The organism is Streptomyces griseoviridis (assembly GCF_005222485.1).
Taxonomy (GTDB): domain Bacteria; phylum Actinomycetota; class Actinomycetes; order Streptomycetales; family Streptomycetaceae; genus Streptomyces; species Streptomyces hintoniae.
On sequence record NZ_CP029078.1, the window covers coordinates 7,181,117 to 7,197,844 of the forward strand.

The following is a 16,728-nucleotide window of genomic DNA, read 5'->3' on the forward strand; positions in this document are numbered from 1 at the left end:
GTACCCCCACGTGAGCAAGGTCTTCCTGATCACCGGCGCCGGACGCGGTCTCGGCGCCGACCTCGCCCGCCAGGCCCTCGAAGCAGGGCACCGCGTCGTGGCGACCGCCCGCCGCCCCGAGCACGTCCTCGAAGCCCTCGGCGGCGAGCAGGACAACCTGCTGGCCACCGCCCTGGACATCACCGAACCGGACACCGCGCGCAGCGCCGTCCGGTCGGCGGTCGAACGCTTCGGGCGCATCGACGTGCTGATCAACAACGCCGCCAACTTCTACGCCGGCTACTTCGAGGAGATCTCCGACGCGCAGTTGCGCGCCCAGATCGAGACGAACCTGTTCGGGCCGATGAACGTCACCCGCGCCGTGCTGCCCGTCATGCGGGCCCAGCGCGACGGCCACGTCATCACCCTCTCGTCCCTCGCCGGCGTCGTCGGCCTGGAGTTCTGCGTCGCCTACGCCGCCGCGAAGTTCGGCGTCGAGGGCTTCATGGAGTCCCTGCGCCACGACGTCGAGCCGTTCGGCATCCGCACCACCGTCGTCGAGCCGGGTTTCTTCCGCACCGAACTGCTGGTGGACGCCTCCACCACCTGGGCGGAGCTGTCGATCGACGACTACGCCGAGCGCACCGCCGCCACCAAGGAGCAGTGGCAGGCCATGAACGGCCGGCAGGCCGGCGATCCCGCCAAACTCGCCGCCGCCCTGCTGACGATCGCCGGCCGGCAGCAGCCCCCGGCCCGCTTCGTCGCCGGTTCGGACGCCATCGACGCGGTCGCGGCCAAGGCCAGGGAGCTGCTCGCGCAGGCCGAGGCCTCCCGCGACCTGGGCGCCGACCTCGCCCACGACGACGCCTGACCGCCCGGCTCCGCAGCCCGCCACCCCACACGATCGAGGAACAGTGCCATGGAACACATCACCTCCACCCCGACCATGAAGGCACCCGCCGCGCGCTTCACCGGCGACGTCTACCTCAACATGATCGAGGCCCCCACCGAGCCCGCGCTCCTCGCGGCCGGCCTGGTGCGCTTCACGCCGGGCGCCCGCACCAACTGGCACTCCCACGCGCTGGGCCAGGTCCTGTACGTCACCGACGGCGTCGGCCTGGTCGGCACCCGCGACGGCGGTGTCGCGCGCGTCAGCGCGGGCGAGACCCTCAAGTGCCCGGCGGGCGAGGAACACTGGCACGGCGCCACCGACACCCACCTCATGGCCCACATCGCCCTCGTCGTCGGCGACGGCGACGGCACCACCTGGCTGGAGCCCGTCACCGACGAGCAGTACGACGCCGCCCTCGCCACCGTCTGACCAGCCGCCCGGCCCGCCCCGCCACGCCGTGCGCGGGGGAGGGCGGGCACCCTCGTGTCCGGAGGAAAGACGCATGACCGCGACCATGACCGCCCTCTTCGGCGGCACCGCCCCGCAGTGGCAGGCCCGCCGGGTTCCCGTACCTGAACCAGGCCCCGGCCAGGTTCTCGTCCGCGCCCGCGCCGCCTCCCTCAACAACGCCGACGTGCAGCGGCTCGATGCGTCCTTCGACCCGGCCACCGGCGGGAGCACCGAGTACCTGGCCGGGTACGAGTTCGCCGGTGACATCGCCGCCACCGGCCCCGGCGTGCGGAACGTCCGCATCGGCGACCGGGTCATGGGCACCACCCAGGGCGCCTTCGCGCAGTACGTCCTCGCCGATCACCGGCATGTCATGCCCATCCCCGAGAACCTCGGCCACGAGGACGCCAGCGCCCTGCCGACCGGCCTGCTCACCGAACACGGCGCCCTCACCCGTGCCCGCTTCGAGGCGGGGCAGAGAGTGCTCGTCACCGGTGCCGCCTCCAGCATCGGCCTGATCGGCGTGCAGTTGGCGAAAGCGCTCGGCGCCTCGCTCGTCATCGCCACCACCCGGTCCAAGGACAAGGAAGCCCTGCTGAAGAAGGCCGGAGCCGACACGGTCGTCGTCACGAACCACCAGGACCTGACCCGGGCGACGCTCGACGCCACCGGCGGCGACGGCGTGGACGTGGTCCTCGACCACGTCGGCGGACAGACCTTCGCCGCCTGCCTGCCCGCCACCCGCGTGGACGGCCACCTCGTGAACATCGGGCGCCTCGACCGAGCCGAGTCCACCATCGACCTCGACGCCCTCTCCTACCGCCACCTCCACGTGCGCGGCGTCTCCTTCGGCTTCAGCCGGCCCGAAGCCCTCGGCCAGGTCGTCGCCGCCGCGACCGACGAGGCGATGCCCGCCGTGGCGGACGGCCGTGTCCGCCCCGTCGTCGACAGCGTCCACCCCTTCGACCGGGCCCACGAGGCCGCCGACCGCATGCGCGGCCACCAGGCCCACGGCAAGATCGTCCTGACGGTGCCCTGACCCGCCGGGACCCGGCCGACCGGACTCAGGCGCCAGGAGGTCGACGATGCCGAGCGGGCCCCCGCGCCGCTGCGCGCCGAACGGCACGGCCGTGGACGGCAGGTGAGCGGATCACGGGCACGCCGGCTTTCCGCACGTCGCGGGCGCGTCGACCGCGACGTCGATGATCTTCTGAAGCTCGTCCAGGATGTTCTGCCGGTTGCGCACGAGCGTCGCGTCCGTCACGCCGGTGGAGCCGAACTGGAGGACCGGGGTGTGGACATGGCCGCCGGGTATGTCCCTGGCCGTCCGGTCGCGCAGCAGGGTGGCGCGGTAGGCGATCTCGTTGGACAGGAAGTCGCCGCCGCTGCCCGCGCGTGCGGTGGACCCGGCGCTCGGCGCGGGCCGGTTCACCGGAGTGGTGGAGCCGGACGGGATCTCCGTCACCGTCGTGTTGTCGTAGACGGGGAACGGACCGATGCCGGCCTGGAGGATCTCGGGGTGGCCGAGCGTGCTCCACGCCCACTGCGGCTGCGTCGACGGATCGGTGACGGGGACGAGTCCCGTGGCCGTGGTGTTCTCGTTGTCCGGCGTGCTCCCGCGCCAGGCCCCGTTGTAGCGCTCCAGGTCGAAACGGCCGAGCCGGCCCTGGCTCACCGTGACGACCAGATCGGCGGACGTCATGGGATGGCTCGGGGTTCCGGCCAGGGTCCGTTCGACGACGCCGTCCGTGAAGTCGCGCCAGCGGACCGGGAACATGGCGGTCTCGACCCGGTAGAAGTGTCCTTTGCCGCTCAGGAAGAGCTTGCCGTCGAGCGCCAGCGCGGCGGACCCGGAGGGGTTGCTGTTACGGGCGTCGGCGTCCAGTTGGAAGGGGTCGAAGCCGGTCACCACGACCCGCCGCAACTTCCAGGGCTGGTCGGGAGGCAACGGCTCGAACCACATGGCGTCCTGGCCGCGCGAGTACGTCTCCAACGTCCCCAGCAGAGTGGTGCGTTCGGCGGCGGAGAGCCCGAAGGCGGGCTGCCACTGGCGCAGCGCCCGGGTCATGCCGAGCCGCGCCCAGTACAGCGGCCGGTCGTCCTCCTTGCTCAGGTCCCCGGTCAGGGGGATCTTGCCCTGCGCCCGGTCCACGGCCCGCTTCCACAGGTCGGCGCCCTGCTGGGTCACCGTCGTCTCGGCCGCCGTGTACGTCGTTGCCTGCCGCAGGGCGGTGGCGAAGGCCGGCGCCACCGCGTCGAACCCGCTGCGGCTGAGGATCTCTTGGGGCACCGCTCTGTCGAGGCGGAGTTCCTCGGCCGTCAGCGCCGTGGGGTCGGCCTGTGGCAGGGCGACGGCCGAGGGGGAGCCGCCCGTGAGGGTCAGCGCGGCGCAGGCCAACAGCGTCAGGCATAAGGCACCGGTACGCCGCGGGCGCACGCGGCGCGCAAGTCTGGTCGGTCGCACGTCGATCCTTCCGTCGGGTGGCGGAAGTATCGCCCCGGAGCGAGGCCGTGTGAACAGGGCCTGATCGTCGGGGAACCGGGAGCGGGGCACATGCCTGGGGCAACTGTGGGGCGCGGCGGGTGTGCGTGTTCCGTGTGCGGGGAGGGGTCCGCGGGAGGGGCATGCGCGGGGGCAGGGAGACGGAGGGAGGGGCATGTGCTGGGTGCAGGGAGCCCGGGGGAGGGGTATGTGCTGGGGGTTCTGGGGTGAGCGGCATGTGCGGGAGCCCCGCCTCGAACATGCCGTCGCGGTCCCCGTCGAACCGTCCTCCGGCCCGCCCGCTCCGGTCACAGAAAGCGGCGCAGTGGCAGGACGGCGGCCTCCCGGGCGCGCTGGAGGACCGGGCGTCTCTTCCACCGGCCCTTTCGGATCGGTTCGCTGAGCGCCGTGTCGGACTCGAAGTGCTCGTCCAGGGTGGCGGTGAACTCCGGGTCGAGGACGGCGAGCATGACCTCCTCGTCGTGGTCGAGGGAGCGGCGGTTGAAGTTGGTCGAGCCGATCAGGGAGGCGATGCCGTCGACAGTGATGACCTTGGCGTGCATCATCGTCGGCTGGTACTGGTAGATCCGCACCCCGCAGGCGGTCAGCTCCTCGTAGTGGTGCTGGCCCGCGAGTTGGCAGACCCGCTTGTCCGTGTGCGGGCCAGGCAGCAGGATCTCCACGTCGACGCCGCGCCGCGCGGTCTCGCAGAGCAGCCGCACGAAGTACTCGTCCGGTGAGAAGTAGGCGGTGCAGAGGCGGAACCGTTCCTCGGCGGACTCCAGCATCACCCGGATGAGGGTCTGCATGTCCTGCCAGCCGAAACTGGCGGAGCCGCGCACCACCTGCACGACGGCGTCCCCCTGCGGGCGGTGCTCGACGAACCGGTCGCGCCCGCTGAAGAGTTCGCCGTGGCACTCGGCCCAGTTCTGGGTGAACGCGGCGGCGATGCCATCCACCGCGGGTCCGCGGACCTCGACGTGGGTGTCGCGCCACTCAGTCTCGTCGCGGGCGTCGCCGCACCACTCCTCGGCGATGCCCACCCCGCCCGTGAAGGCGGTCTCCTCGTCGACCACGAGGACCTTGCGGTGGCAGCGGTGGTTCTGCTTGAGCGGGGAGAGGTACAGCGGCTTGCGGAACCAGGCCACCTCCACTCCGGCCGCCTCCATCGCGTGGAGCTGCTCGGTCTCGATCAGCCGGCTCCCGAAGCCGTCCAGGAGCAGCCGCACCCGGAGCCCGGCCTCGGCGCGCTCCGCCAGGGCCTCGGCGAACTCGCGGGCGATGTCGCCCTTCCAGTACACGAACGTCATCATGTCGACGGTGTGCTCGGCCCCGCGGATCGCGGCGAGCATCGCGGCGAAGATCTCGTCGCCGTTCCGCAGCGGGACGAGCCGGTTGCCCTCGGTCGCGGCTATGCCTATCAGCCGCTCCAGGCGCCGCCGGATCCGTGTCACCCGTTCCGCGGCGGACGGAAGCTCAGGGTCGGCCTCCCGCAACGTCGACTCGGGCGATTCCTGGATACTGGTCATTGCCTCACCGGGCCGGAACACGCAGGAGAACCGTCGGGCCGCGGTGCCCGTTCCGGCGCGGGCTGGGCGGCGAGCCGAACGTACCCCGTCGCCATTCTTGTATTCCCGGGGACGGCCCGGCGGCCCGGCCCTTCGTGCGGGAACGCGGGGCCGCAGCCGAAGCCGCTAGGGAAGGGTGAGCCGCCCGGAGCCACACCGGTCAGCCCGTGAAGCTCCAGTTAGGCGAACGGCGAACGGCGAACGGCCAACGCCACGGGCGCCGGCGCCGACGCGCGCCGCACCGGCCCCCCTCAAGCCGCGCCCACGACGCGGCCGCACGAGGTCCTGCCGACCGAGCCGAACGCGGCATCGCGGTCGGCCACCAGCACAGCACCCCGCTCGCGGTGCGGCTGACCATCGGCAACCGCAACGACGTCACTCAACCGCTGCCGCTGCCGCTGCCGCTGCCGCTGCCGCTGCCGCTGCCGCTGCCGCTGCTCGACGCGATCCCGCCGTTCCGTCCACGGACAACTCGGCTCATGGCGCCGGCCGTTGCGAGACCGCCTCATCCAGGACCGCGAGCGACGCGCGCTGCACTCTGTGTACGGCGATGCCTCCAGAACAGACCGATCAGCCGCTTCACCGGGGCCCGTCCTGCGTGGCACAGACCCCGATCCGCCGGCTCGGTCGGCACCGGAGGACGTCCAGACCAAGATCCCCACTTCCATGATGCCTGTCTCGCCAGGTATCTTGCATGACATGGAACCAGGTGATTCAGACAAGCAGGCCAGGGCGGCAGCCCAACTGCGCAAGGGCGTCCTGGAGTACTGCGTCCTCGCTCTGATGCGCGACCGCCCTCGCTACGGCGTGGAACTCCTGGCCGCCCTGGAGGACTCCGGTGCCCTGGCCACGAGCCAGGGGACCGTCTATCCGCTGCTCTCCCGGCTGCGTCGCGACGACTTGGTCACCACCACCTGGCAGGAGTCCGCTGTCGGGCCGCCGCGCCGCTACTACGCGCTCACCGACAGCGGCCGGGCCGCGCTTGAGGAGTTCACCCTCCTGTGGCCCGGCTTCCGCGACGCCGTCGACGCTTTCCTGAACGTCCCCCGTCCCTCCCCTGGAGACCCCGAATGAAGACCGCCGACCTTGTCCAGGACTACCTTCGCGCCGTCGAACGCGAGGCGTCCGCGCTGCCCGCGGAGCGCCGCCAGGAACTCCTCGCCGACCTCGCCGAACACATCGAGGTCACCCGTGCCGAACGCCCCGGCACCGCGGTCGGCGTGGTCCTGGCCGAACTGGGCGACCCCCGGACGATCGCGGCGACGGCACTGGCCGAGGCCGGCCACGGGAACGCCTGGGTCCCGGCACGCGGCGACGGCGTCGACGCCCCGGCCGCCCGGCCCGGCAGGGTCCACCCCCTGGTCCCACTCCTGATGCTCACCCTCGCCGGCCCCTTCGGGCTGGTCTTCCCCGACCAGCCGGGGCCTCTGTTCAGCTTCCTGTTCCGCGTCGTCGGCGCCGTCCTGCTGTGCACCTCGGTGCACTGGCGGGCCGTCCAGAAAACCACCGGAGTCCTGCTGACCGCGGTCCTGCCCACGGTCGTCATCACCACCTGGAACCTCTCCTCCGGCGTCCTGGAGGAGGACAGCGCTCCCGCTCTCGTGCCCAACCTGGTGATAGCCGCCCTGATCGCCGCCGCGTGCACCTGGCTCTGGCGGATCCGCCGCGCCTGACAGCTCCACGGTGGGGCGCCGAACGCGTCGGCGTAGACGGTTCGACGGTTCACTTGTCGTCGCCGTACGACCCCAGCCGCTGTCCGGGGACGAGCGGAGTGGGCTCCGTGGCCCAAGGCGCCGAAGGGCCAGCGGGACGCCTGGCCGCCGACGTCATCCCCAGGAGGCAGAAGGGCGGTGGATGCCGACCGCCGCGGCTCGGCGGGTGGCGAGCGGGTCAGGCCGAGCGCAGGCAGAAGGGGTGTCCGGCCGGGCTGGCGTAGACGCGGCTGCCGGTGCGGGATTCCGGGGCGATCTCGTCGGTGGGCCGCAGTCGGGTGGCGCCGGCGTCGGTGGCCGTGCGGTCGGCGGTTGCGAGGTCGTCGACGCCGAAGTCGAGGTGCATCTGCTGGGAGGTGCCGTCCGGCCAGTTGGGGGCGGTGTGCCCGGGGGCGGACTGCACGACGATCACCGGGAGGCCGGGGGCCTGGACGAAGTGGTGGGTTGGCGTGGGGGTGAGGGAGCCGCCGAGCAGCCGGTGCCAGAAGGAGCTTTCCTTCTCGATGTCGGCGGCGTCGATGATCACTGAGGTCAGGGTGACGGGCATGGGAGTGTCCTGTTCGTGCTGTCGGTGGTTGCTCAGACGGTCGGAATGATGCCGCCGTCAACGCGGAACTGCGCTCCGGTGAGCCATTTCGCGCGGCCGGAGGCGAGGAAGACGATCATCTCGGCGACATCCTCGGGATCGCCGGGGCGGCCCATGGGAACCTTCAGGTGGTCCACGATCTGCTGCGTGACCTCTTCGGTGGTGATGCCCTGCTTCTCGGCCATGTGCTTCAGGTGGGCGGTGGCACCGTCGGTGACGACAAAGCCGGGAAGGACGCAGACCACGCGCACCCCGTGCTCGCCGACCTCGGTGGCCAGTTCGCGGCTGTAGGTGTTGAGCGCGGCCTTGGCGGCGGCGTAGGACGCTTCGGCGCGCTGAGGCAGTCGGCTGGCGATCGAGGAGACGTGCACGACGACGCCTGAGCCCCGCTCGACCATTCCCGGCACCAGGGCCCGGTCCAGGCGCACGGCGCTGAGGAGGTTCATCTCCAGGTCCGCCTGCCAGGATTCGTCCGACCGGCTCAGGGTCGGCGCCGGGGCGCTCGCCGCGCCCGCGTTGTTCACCAGCACGTCGACGCCGCCCACTTGGTCGACGACGCGGCGGCCGAGCTCGGCCACTCCCTGCGGTGTGGAGAGGTCCGCCGCGAGGAATGCGGCACCGCTGTCCTCCGCGGGCCGGCTGCGTGAGGCTGTCAGCACGGTCGCGCCCGCGGCGGCGAAGCGGCGCACGGTCGCCGCGCCCAGGCCCCGGCTGCCGCCGGTGACCAGTACCCGAAGGCCGTCGAGGCTGTTGTCCGTGATGGGCATGGGGTCTCCCTCCGTAAGATGAACCCGACTCCGGAAACGGTACCGTAAACGGAACCGGACTCACCTTATGGAGGTTCTCTTGCCGGCATCCCGCCCGCTGCGCGCCGACGCGCGACGCAATCGCGAGGCACTGCTGTCCGCGGCCCGGCAGGCGTTCCTCGGCGGCGACACCGATGCGCACGTCGAGGACATCGCCCGCAGCGCGGGTGTCGCCGTCGGAACGCTCTACCGCCATTTCGAGACCCGCGAAGCGCTGATCGAGGAGGTCTACCGCAAAGAGGTCGACGACCTGTGCGCCACGCCCGGCGTCCTGCTGGACCAGCACGCCCCGGAGGAGGCGCTGCGGCGCTTCCTGCTGCTGCTCGTGGACCACGCGGCGGTGGGCAAGGGGATGTCCAGTGTGCTGGAAGGCATCATGGCGACGGACTCACCGGTCTTCGACGACGCACGCACCCGGATGGCCAACGCCCTCTCCCTGCTGCTCGAAGCCGGCAGCGCGGCCGGCACCGTCCGCGACGACGTCACAGGGCCAACTCTGTTGCGCGCCCTGGGCGGCATCTGCGGAATGCGCGCCACGGAGGGCTGGTTGGCCGAGGCCCGGCAGATCACCGCCCTCCTCTTCGACGGCCTGCGACACGGCGCCCCGCAGTCACCCTGAGCCTGGGGCCGCGCGCCGCCGGCCGGGTCGTCCTCCTTGCTCCCGATCGCCCACCACGTGCGGCGCCCTGCCCGTGGCCAGCCCGACAGCGGCTCCTGGCGTTGGTCTGGTCGTGGGTGTGGGGGCGGTGATCATGCCCGCTGGGTTGGTGTGGCATGCGACGTCCACGGGTTTGACGGAGCGTCAGTCCGTCGTGCGGGTCGCGGTGGTGTGCCGCCGGGGCGAGGGCGGGAGCGCCTGTGGCGTCTGCCGTTGGCGGACCGGGTGCCGCTGGTGGCGACGCACTGGCGCACGAACCTGATGCTGCGGCCCGGGGGCGCCGTGGTTCGTGCTCTCCAGGTCCGCGGCGGCCGGGTGTTGGACCACCTCGCGCTGCCGCCGCCGGTCTCCCCGGCTCCCCGGCCGCGCAAGGGCACCGCCCTGACTGCCGTCGGGGTACCTCGGTGCCCACCTGCGACCGCACGGTGGCGGCCTTCAGCGAGCAATAGCGGTACCCGACCGACCGACAGGTCGTCGGTCGGTCGGATTCGGTCCCGTCAGCTGCCCCCTTTGAGGGCTCGGACGCTGACGGAGTCGATCGCGCACCGCGACCGGTCGACCAGGCCCCTGCGTACCGCGACCGGTCGACCAGGCCCCTGCGTACCGCGAGACGGCGGTAGGTGCCCTGGCGTCCGAACGGCCCGTTGGGAGGCGGCCCCTCTCCTCTCGGGCAACCGGCGGAAGCGTGGCACCGCCGCCCGCATCGTGCTGTCTTGCGAGCGCCGGGCGAGGCCGGTCGTGCTCACGGAGGAGGCTTAGCAACCGGTGTAGTTGGAAACGACTATCACGAGCTGAACGGTTGAACGACGACGTGAACACCGATCGCCGTGGGGGTACTTCGTGAACGATGCGCCCTTGTACCTGCGCCCGCGAGTGGATCCACCGCTCGCCTCACTGCTGGAGGACGCGCCCTTCCTGCACTCCTTGGCCGACGCCCTCGGCTCGCCGCTCAATGTACTGATCCCGGAGGTCGTCGCCGAGAACGCGGAGCGCTTCGGGGCTGTCTACCGTCGCCACCACCTCTCCGGGAGGGTGTACTTCGCCCACAAGGCGAACCGCTCCAGCGCCCTGGTGCGCAGACTCGCGGCGTGCGACCCGTCCGCCGTAGGCATCGACGTGGCCTCCCTGGCGGAGCTGCGGCACGCACTGGGCTGCGGCTTCACCGGCGACCGGGTGATGGCCACCGGTCCGAAGGACCCCGAGTTCCTGTGGCTGGCCGCCCGAGTGGGAGCGACGGTGAACGTCGACTCGGTCACCGAACTGGAGCAACTGGCAGCTCTGGTGGGCGCGCACGGTCTGGGCAGGACGCGTGTGCTGGTGCGGCTGTCCGGGTTCGAGTCGGACCACGGTCCCGCAGGCGCGGGCACGCGGGTGCTGTCGCGCCGCAGCCGCTTCGGAACACCGGTCGCCGAGAGGGAGGCCATGTGGGCGGCACTGGAGCGGCACGCGGACAGCGTCGAACTGGTCGGCCTTGCCTACCACTTGGACACCATTGGCCTGGAGGAGAAGGGCCGCGCCCTGGAACGCTGCGTGCTGCTCATGGACGAGTGCCGTGCCCGGGGCTTCGCGCCGCGCGTGGTGGACATCGGCGGCGGCTTCGGGGTCGGCTACGTCGAGGACGCCGGCGAGTGGGAGCGCTGGACCACCGCGCTGAGCGAGGCGGTTCTCGGCCTCCGGCCGCCCCTCACCTGGCGCGGCCACGGCTACGGACTGCGCAACGACAACGGCACCGTGCGCGGCGCAGCCGCCCTCTATCCCGCCCACCGTCCCCTCGCCGGACCCGGATACCTCGACGAGCTACTCTCCCGCCGCAGTCCCGTTCTCGGCCGCGCATCCGCCACGCTGCTCCTCGAACACCTCCACGACCTGTACGTCGAACCAGGCCGCGCGCTGGTGGACCAGTGCGGCCTGTCGCTGGCGCGGGTGCTGGAGGTGCGCCCTCTGGGGGACGATCCGGGCCGGTATCTGGTACGCGTCGGCATGAACGCCGCGGACGTGAGCCTGGAGGAACACGGGGTCCTCGTCGATCCCGTGACGCTGCCGCGTGGCGGCCCTCGGCACGAGGCGGCGGACGGCGGGCCGGTCGGGGTCCATCTCGTCGGCAACCTCTGCCTTGAGGCCGACCTGATCACCCGCCGGCTCGTCTTCCTCCCACACCTGCCGCGTGTCGGAGACCTCCTGGCCTTCGTCAACACGGCCGGATACGTCATGGACTTCCACGCTCACCACGCGCAGCGCCAACCGTCGGCGCGGACGGTCGCCGTCTCAAGAGAGGCGGGCGGAACCTGGCGCTGGTGTCCGGATGAGAACTACTGGCCCCTCACACACCCGCAGGGAAGGCCGTCATGAGGTACGACAGCATCACGGAAGCCATCGGCAACACGCCTCTGGTCCGCATCGACCCGTCGGTGCACGGTCTCCGCCACATCGATCTCTACGCCAAGCTGGAGATGCTCAACCCGTTCGGGTCCGTCAAGGACCGGCCCGCCTGGCACATGGCCCGCCCGTACCTGGAGGACGCGGCCAGCGGTGACGGGACGGTGGTGGAGCTCTCCAGCGGCAACACCGCCAAGGCCCTCGCCCTGCTCGCAGGGATGCACGGGCTGAAGTTCAAGAGCGTCACCAACCGGATGCGGGTGCCCGAGATCAAGGACCTGCTCCTGCTGCTCGGCGCCGAGATCGAGGAACTGCCCGGACAGAGCGAGTGTCTCGACCCCACCGACACGGACGACCCGCTCACCCGCTTCCACCAGGCACTCTCCGAGCCAGGCAGCGCCCACCTGCACACCGACCAGTACTTCAACCCGCGCAACGTCGAGGCACACGCCACGGGTACCGGCCCCGAGATCATCAAGGACCTCGACGGCCGGGCGCCTGACTGGTTCGTCGCGTGCGTCGGCACGGCCGGCTCCTCCACCGGCGTCGCCCGTGTCCTGCGCGAGCACGACGGCGACGTGCGGGTTCTCGGACTGGTGGCCGACAAGTCCGACTTCATACCCGGGATCCGGACCATCGACGAGGTGCACCAGGTGGGCCTGTTCGACCCCGCGACCTACGACTCCCTCGCCGCGGTCACCTCGCAGCAGGCCATCGACGGAATGATCACGCTGATCCGGCGCTGCGGACTGCTGTCGGGGCCGACCGGCGGCGCCGCCTACCACGGAGCCGTACGCCATCTCGCGTCCGTCGACGCCGAACTGGACGGTGCGGGGCGCCGCCGGACCGCCGTGTTCATCGTGTGCGACCGGGCCGAGAGTTACCTCAGCTATGTGCGCCAACGCCGCCCGGAGCTGCTGGGGCGGCCGAGGCGCGGGCGATCGCCGTCGGAGGTCGGCGACGAGGCGATACGGGCGGCGAAGGCTCGGGCGGTCGACGTCGACGACGCTCGGCGCTGGATCGCGGAAGGAGAACCCCGCCCGCTGGTGGTGGACCTGCGCGGCCCGCATGCCTATGCCGCCCTGCACATCGAGGGCTCGATCAACATCGTCGACGAGCTCTTCGCCGAACTGGTCCGCGACGGACTGCCGTTCAGCAAGCGCACCCCGGTTCTGCTCGCCTGCCCGGTGGGGGAGAAGTCGCTGCGCTACGCCGCGTCGCTCGCCCGCTCGGGACATCCGGACGTCAGGAGTCTGGCGGGCGGGATCGTGGCGTGGCGGGACGCCGGCGCACCGTTGGTGAGGGAGTGACCATGCCGGAACGGAATCCCGGTGAAGACGCGTCCTGGGAGCAGAAGCTGAGGAGCCAGTTCCCGATCGTCACGGCCCATCCGGAGCTGACGTATCTGGACAGTGCGGCGACCTCGCAGAAACCGCGAGCCGTCCTGGACGCCGTGGCGACCTACCTCACCACGTCCAACGCCAACGCGGGCCGCGGTACCTACCCCTGGGCCAACCGCACCACCGAGCTGGTGGAGCGTACCCGCGAACGGGTCAAGGAATTCCTCGGCGACCGGCAGCCGGAGCGCTCCACCGTCCATTTCACCAGCGGCGCGACCGAGGGGCTGCGTTCCGTCGCCCGTGACTGGCTCGTGCCCTACCTCACCGACGGCGACGAGATCCTCGTCCCGTTCGGCGACCACCAGGCCAACTTGGAGCCCTGGCTCGAAGCCGCGCGGTCGCTACGACAGCGAGGTGTCGACGTGACGGTGCGCGCCCTTCCCGTCCAGGCGTCTTCGGGCGACTACGACCACCGCGCTCTCGCGCGGATGGTCGGCCCCCGCACCCGCTTCGTCGCGGCGACCCACGTCCACCACGTCTACGGCGGCGACATGAACGTGCACCGCCTGCGCGCCGCCGTCGGCCCTGACGTGCCGATCTGCCTGGACGCCGCCCAGAGTGTCGGCCACCTTCCCGTCCGGGTCGGCGGCCCGGACCTCGATGTCGACTTCGTCGTCTTCTCCGGACACAAGGTGATGGCCCTGCCCGGCACGGGAGCCGTGTGGGCGCGCAACACGCGAGGGCCGGCGCTGCGGCCCACCGGCTGGCAGGGCACCCCCAACACCACGGGCATCGTGTCGCTCCTGGCGGCGATCGACTGGCTGGACGAGGCCGGCCCCGAGCGCATCGCCCGTCATGTCACCCGGCTGGCGACCCGCCTGACCGACCGGCTGCACCGCCTGGACTCCTACGAGATCCTCGGCTGCCCCGCCAGCCTCGCCGTGGACAGCGCGCTGCCCACGGCCCAGCGCCGGCACGGCATCGTCACCTTCCGGCACCGCGACATCCCCTCCGACGACCTCGGCTTCATCCTCTACAGCCACGGCTTCATGGTCCGGGCCGACAATCTCTGCCAGGCCGGTGCCGACGAGATGGGCGGAGCCGTCCGGGTCAGCGTGCACGTCTACAACACGGAGGAGGAAATCGATCGCCTGCGGGCTGTTCTCGACTCCCTGGCGTGAACGTCTATTGATAACCGTTTCCACCTGTAGATTGCGCGGTAGTCGCGACTGGTGAGAGACGGGCGAGGTGACACGGTCACATGGGCTTGAGCATGGCAACAGCCGGTATGTGGGTGGAGCGCTGGGAACGGCAGCAGCAGCTCTACGCGCTGGACCGGGAGGAGCGGTTCGCGGTGATCGCCGATGCCACGGAACACCTCTGCGTCGACCGGGACCGGCCGCTCCTGCTCGACCTCGGCTGCGGCCCCGGTTCCCTGTCGGCCCGACTCGCCCGCCGTCTTCCGGACGCGGAGATCGTCGCCGTCGACATGGACCCTGTACTCCTTGAACTGGGACGTACCCAGCACGCTGACGCCGCTCGGTACGTGGACGCGGTGATCGGCGAGGAGGGCTGGACGGATGCTCTCCAACTGGACCGGAACGTGGACGTCGCGGTCACGACGACAGCTCTGCACTATCTCCCCGCGAACGTTCTGATCCGTACCTACCGGGCCCTCGCCGCCCTGCTGCGCCCTGGCGGTGCCCTGGTCAACGGCGACCACTTCCCCCCGGACGGGTCGCCCTGTTCCGAACTGACCGCTCACGTGGGGCTCCGCCGGGCCGAGCGTACGGGGGCGCACGGGCCCGTGGACGAGGACTGGGGAGCGTGGTGGCAGGCCGCTGCCGGCGATCCGGAGCTGGCCGATCTGTTCCGGGAGCGTGCGAAGCGGTACTCGTCCTCCGTCGACGGAAATCAGCACCTCTCGGTGGGGCGTCACACCCAGCTGCTCCGTGATGCAGGGTTCGCCCATGTCACGACGGTGTGGCAGGTCGGGGACAGCTGCGTACTGGTGGCGCAGAAGGACTGACGCACCCCTGGCGCCGGGCTGGTGGACGGCGGTCACAGCGCGATGCTCATGAGGATCTCGTCACGGTCGTCGCCGGGTGCCAGGCGCAGCACTCCCGGCCACCGGCCGACCTCCGCCCAGCCGGCCTTCCGGTAGAAGTGTTCAAGCCCCAGCCCGGCTCTGGCCGTCAGTTTGAGGCGGTCGAGGCCCATCTCCTCCCGTGCGACGTGGCGGACGCGGTGCATCAGCGCGGCACCGATACCGAGACCTCTGAGGTGGACCTGTGTCTGCACATGGTTGACCACGCCGCAGTGTGCCTCCAGCGGATGCGCCTCACGGCGGAGGACCAGCCAGCCCGCGAGCGCGCCGTCGAGAGTGGCCGAGAGCAGCATGCTGTGATCGGGCGTCAGGTTCTCCGCGATCCGGTCGACGGCGGTCGCGACATCGGCAGGCGTCACGGGCGGCAGCGGACAGTCGGGCGGGATGACTGCCCCACCGGTGTTGACGACCGCCGCCCAGCAGGCCGCCAGTTCCCGCCGTAGCGGTCCGGTCAGCTCGGACGGGCGGGTGAACTGGGTGAACGTGGGCACAGGGACTTCGAATGGCGTCACACCTATGAGGCTGGCACGGCGCCCGACCCCCGCACCGCGGTGTGGGCAGATCCGGGAGAGCGAGCAGCGGGGTGGCTCCCGACTGCGGACATCTTCGACGCGCGCGGGGCGGGCGGGTCGCGCGAGGAGATGGTAGACGCGGGTCTGATGCTCACTGGTGAGCTGTGGTGAGCTGTGGTGAGCTGTGATGAGTCACTGGGCGGACGGGAATGCTCAACGACGGTTCCCGCTGGTACAGCGCCCTGCGAGAAGCGCTGAACCTCGCGGTCGAGACGATGGACATCGTGCCGGACAACCCGGTCGCCATCGTCCTGGACGACACCCCGCGCGACGAGGACGACCTCTCCCGCAGCCGCGCCTCCGTCCTGACCCGCGACGACATGGAACGGGGCTTCGCCTGCGACGCCCACCACGAACTCCGCCCGCGCGGCGTCACCTCGACTGCTGGTCGGTCACTTCGCCTGGGCGAGCCGGACCGCGTCGGGACCGGCCGGGAATCGCAGCTGGCCGGTCGTGTCGTGCACGGCTCGCCACACCGCCTCGGCGACGTCGGTCTCCTTGGTGAACAGGTCCTGGCCTGTGAAGGAGTCCATGGCCTTTTTCGCCCACGGTGCGTAGGGCGCCGGGACCAGCTCGTCCAGTGAGGCGCCGTCCGTCGCCCTGGTGGCGAAGTTCGTCGTCAGGCAGGCGCCCGGCTGCACCGTCTTCGCCCGCACACCGAACGGCGCGAGTTCGAGCGCGAGGGACGAGGTGAACCCCTCGATGGCCATCTTGCTCGCCTTGTAGACGGCGGAGAGCGGCATGTGGCCCAGCACCACGCTGGAGGTCACGTTGACCACCGTGCCGGAGCCGCGCTCGCGGAACTGGGGCAGCACCGCCTGCGTGGTGGCCATCACACCGAAGGTGTTGGTCTCGAACACCTCCCGTACCTGGGCCATGGGGGTGCCCTCGAACACGCTGATCGAGGGGACGCCGGCATTGTTGACCAGAACGTCGACGGGTCCCGCCGCCTCGATCGCGGCGGTGATGCTCGCGGGCTCGGTCACGTCGAGTCCGACGACGCGGAGCCGGTCCGACTCGGGCAGGACGCCCGCTCGGGGGGTGCGCATCGTGGCGATGACGTTCCACCCCTGCGCGGCGAAGTGGAGGGCGGTCTCCCGGCCGTATCCGGACGACGTACCCGTGATCAGAACGGTCTTCATGCTGTGCCCTTCGGCGATGGGACGGGATCTGCGGAGAACAGGCACTTTCCAGCCCCGC

General features: G+C 71.2%; 16 protein-coding genes. 10 read left to right on the plus strand and 6 right to left on the minus strand.

Features of this window, described 5'->3' with window-relative positions:
- Positions 1 to 10 precede the first annotated feature (10 nt).
- The 3 genes from DDJ31_RS31080 to DDJ31_RS31090 all read left to right on the plus strand — a co-directional run bounded on the left by DDJ31_RS31080 (position 11) and on the right by DDJ31_RS31090 (position 2,360).
- Positions 11 to 850: an SDR family NAD(P)-dependent oxidoreductase gene (locus DDJ31_RS31080; protein WP_127177081.1), complete on the plus strand. Its 840-nt coding sequence runs from the start codon at positions 11 to 13 to the stop codon at positions 848 to 850.
- A 48-nt stretch (positions 851 to 898) separates the two neighbouring features.
- Positions 899 to 1,300 carry a (R)-mandelonitrile lyase gene (locus DDJ31_RS31085; RefSeq protein ID WP_127177080.1) on the plus strand — a complete coding sequence of 134 codons (402 nt, stop codon included), beginning with the start codon at positions 899 to 901 and terminating at the stop codon, positions 1,298 to 1,300.
- A 73-nt stretch (positions 1,301 to 1,373) separates the two neighbouring features.
- The gene (locus DDJ31_RS31090; protein ID WP_127177079.1) at positions 1,374 to 2,360 is read left to right on the plus strand and encodes a quinone oxidoreductase family protein; all 987 of its coding nucleotides are present in this window, start codon (positions 1,374 to 1,376) and stop codon (positions 2,358 to 2,360) included.
- 111 nt (positions 2,361 to 2,471) lie between these two features.
- Here DDJ31_RS31090 and DDJ31_RS31095 read toward each other — a convergent pair whose 3' ends face one another.
- Together DDJ31_RS31095 and DDJ31_RS31100 are read right to left on the minus strand one after the other, a co-directional pair.
- Positions 2,472 to 3,728, minus strand: a complete 1,257-nt coding sequence (locus DDJ31_RS31095; protein ID WP_431029150.1) for a pyroglutamyl peptidase — start codon at positions 3,726 to 3,728, stop codon at positions 2,472 to 2,474.
- Between the two features lie 383 nt (positions 3,729 to 4,111).
- Complete coding sequence (locus DDJ31_RS31100) at positions 4,112 to 5,332, minus strand: phospholipase D-like domain-containing protein (RefSeq protein WP_127177078.1); 1,221 nt, start codon at positions 5,330 to 5,332, stop codon at positions 4,112 to 4,114.
- A gap of 738 nt (positions 5,333 to 6,070) precedes the next feature.
- Between DDJ31_RS31100 and DDJ31_RS31105 the strand changes: the two genes are divergently transcribed.
- Together DDJ31_RS31105 and DDJ31_RS31110 are read left to right on the plus strand one after the other, a co-directional pair.
- Positions 6,071 to 6,445, plus strand: coding sequence for a PadR family transcriptional regulator (locus DDJ31_RS31105; RefSeq protein WP_127177076.1), 375 nt, complete (start codon positions 6,071 to 6,073; stop codon positions 6,443 to 6,445).
- Positions 6,442 to 7,044, plus strand: coding sequence for an HAAS signaling domain-containing protein (locus tag DDJ31_RS31110; protein WP_127177075.1), 603 nt, complete (start codon positions 6,442 to 6,444; stop codon positions 7,042 to 7,044). The genes DDJ31_RS31105 and DDJ31_RS31110 overlap by 4 nt, the downstream gene beginning before the upstream one ends.
- Before the next feature lie 217 nt (positions 7,045 to 7,261).
- On the opposite strand, the gene DDJ31_RS31115 is transcribed toward DDJ31_RS31110, so the two are convergent.
- Positions 7,262 to 7,630, minus strand: coding sequence for a VOC family protein (locus tag DDJ31_RS31115; RefSeq protein WP_127177074.1), 369 nt, complete (start codon positions 7,628 to 7,630; stop codon positions 7,262 to 7,264).
- A 32-nt stretch (positions 7,631 to 7,662) separates the two neighbouring features.
- Entirely contained in the window at positions 7,663 to 8,436 is a 774-nt protein-coding gene (locus DDJ31_RS31120; protein WP_127177073.1) for an oxidoreductase, read from the minus strand.
- Between the two features lie 79 nt (positions 8,437 to 8,515).
- On the opposite strand from DDJ31_RS31120, the gene DDJ31_RS31125 reads away from it, so the two are divergent.
- The 5 genes from DDJ31_RS31125 to DDJ31_RS31145 all read left to right on the plus strand — a co-directional run bounded on the left by DDJ31_RS31125 (position 8,516) and on the right by DDJ31_RS31145 (position 14,878).
- A complete protein-coding gene (locus DDJ31_RS31125; protein ID WP_127177072.1) occupies positions 8,516 to 9,094 on the plus strand; it encodes a TetR/AcrR family transcriptional regulator in 579 nt (192 codons plus the stop codon).
- Between the two features lie 912 nt (positions 9,095 to 10,006).
- Positions 10,007 to 11,482, plus strand: a complete 1,476-nt coding sequence (locus DDJ31_RS31130; RefSeq protein ID WP_127182522.1) for a Y4yA family PLP-dependent enzyme — start codon at positions 10,007 to 10,009, stop codon at positions 11,480 to 11,482.
- Positions 11,479 to 12,819 (plus strand): pyridoxal-phosphate dependent enzyme, encoded by a 1,341-nt coding sequence (locus DDJ31_RS31135; RefSeq protein WP_127177071.1) that lies wholly within the window; start codon positions 11,479 to 11,481, stop codon positions 12,817 to 12,819. The genes DDJ31_RS31130 and DDJ31_RS31135 overlap by 4 nt, the downstream gene beginning before the upstream one ends.
- Before the next feature lie 2 nt (positions 12,820 to 12,821).
- Positions 12,822 to 14,030, plus strand: coding sequence for an aminotransferase class V-fold PLP-dependent enzyme (locus tag DDJ31_RS31140; RefSeq protein WP_127177070.1), 1,209 nt, complete (start codon positions 12,822 to 12,824; stop codon positions 14,028 to 14,030).
- Positions 14,031 to 14,110: 80 nt separating this feature from the next.
- On the plus strand, positions 14,111 to 14,878 hold the full coding sequence (locus DDJ31_RS31145) for a class I SAM-dependent methyltransferase (protein ID WP_127177069.1): 768 nt from the start codon (positions 14,111 to 14,113) through the stop codon (positions 14,876 to 14,878).
- Positions 14,879 to 14,910: 32 nt separating this feature from the next.
- Here DDJ31_RS31145 and DDJ31_RS31150 read toward each other — a convergent pair whose 3' ends face one another.
- Entirely contained in the window at positions 14,911 to 15,468 is a 558-nt protein-coding gene (locus tag DDJ31_RS31150; RefSeq protein ID WP_127177068.1) for a GNAT family N-acetyltransferase, read from the minus strand.
- A 452-nt stretch (positions 15,469 to 15,920) separates the two neighbouring features.
- Positions 15,921 to 16,670 carry an SDR family oxidoreductase gene (locus DDJ31_RS31155; protein ID WP_127177067.1) on the minus strand — a complete coding sequence of 250 codons (750 nt, stop codon included), beginning with the start codon at positions 16,668 to 16,670 and terminating at the stop codon, positions 15,921 to 15,923.
- Between the last annotated feature and the right edge of the window lie 58 nt (positions 16,671 to 16,728).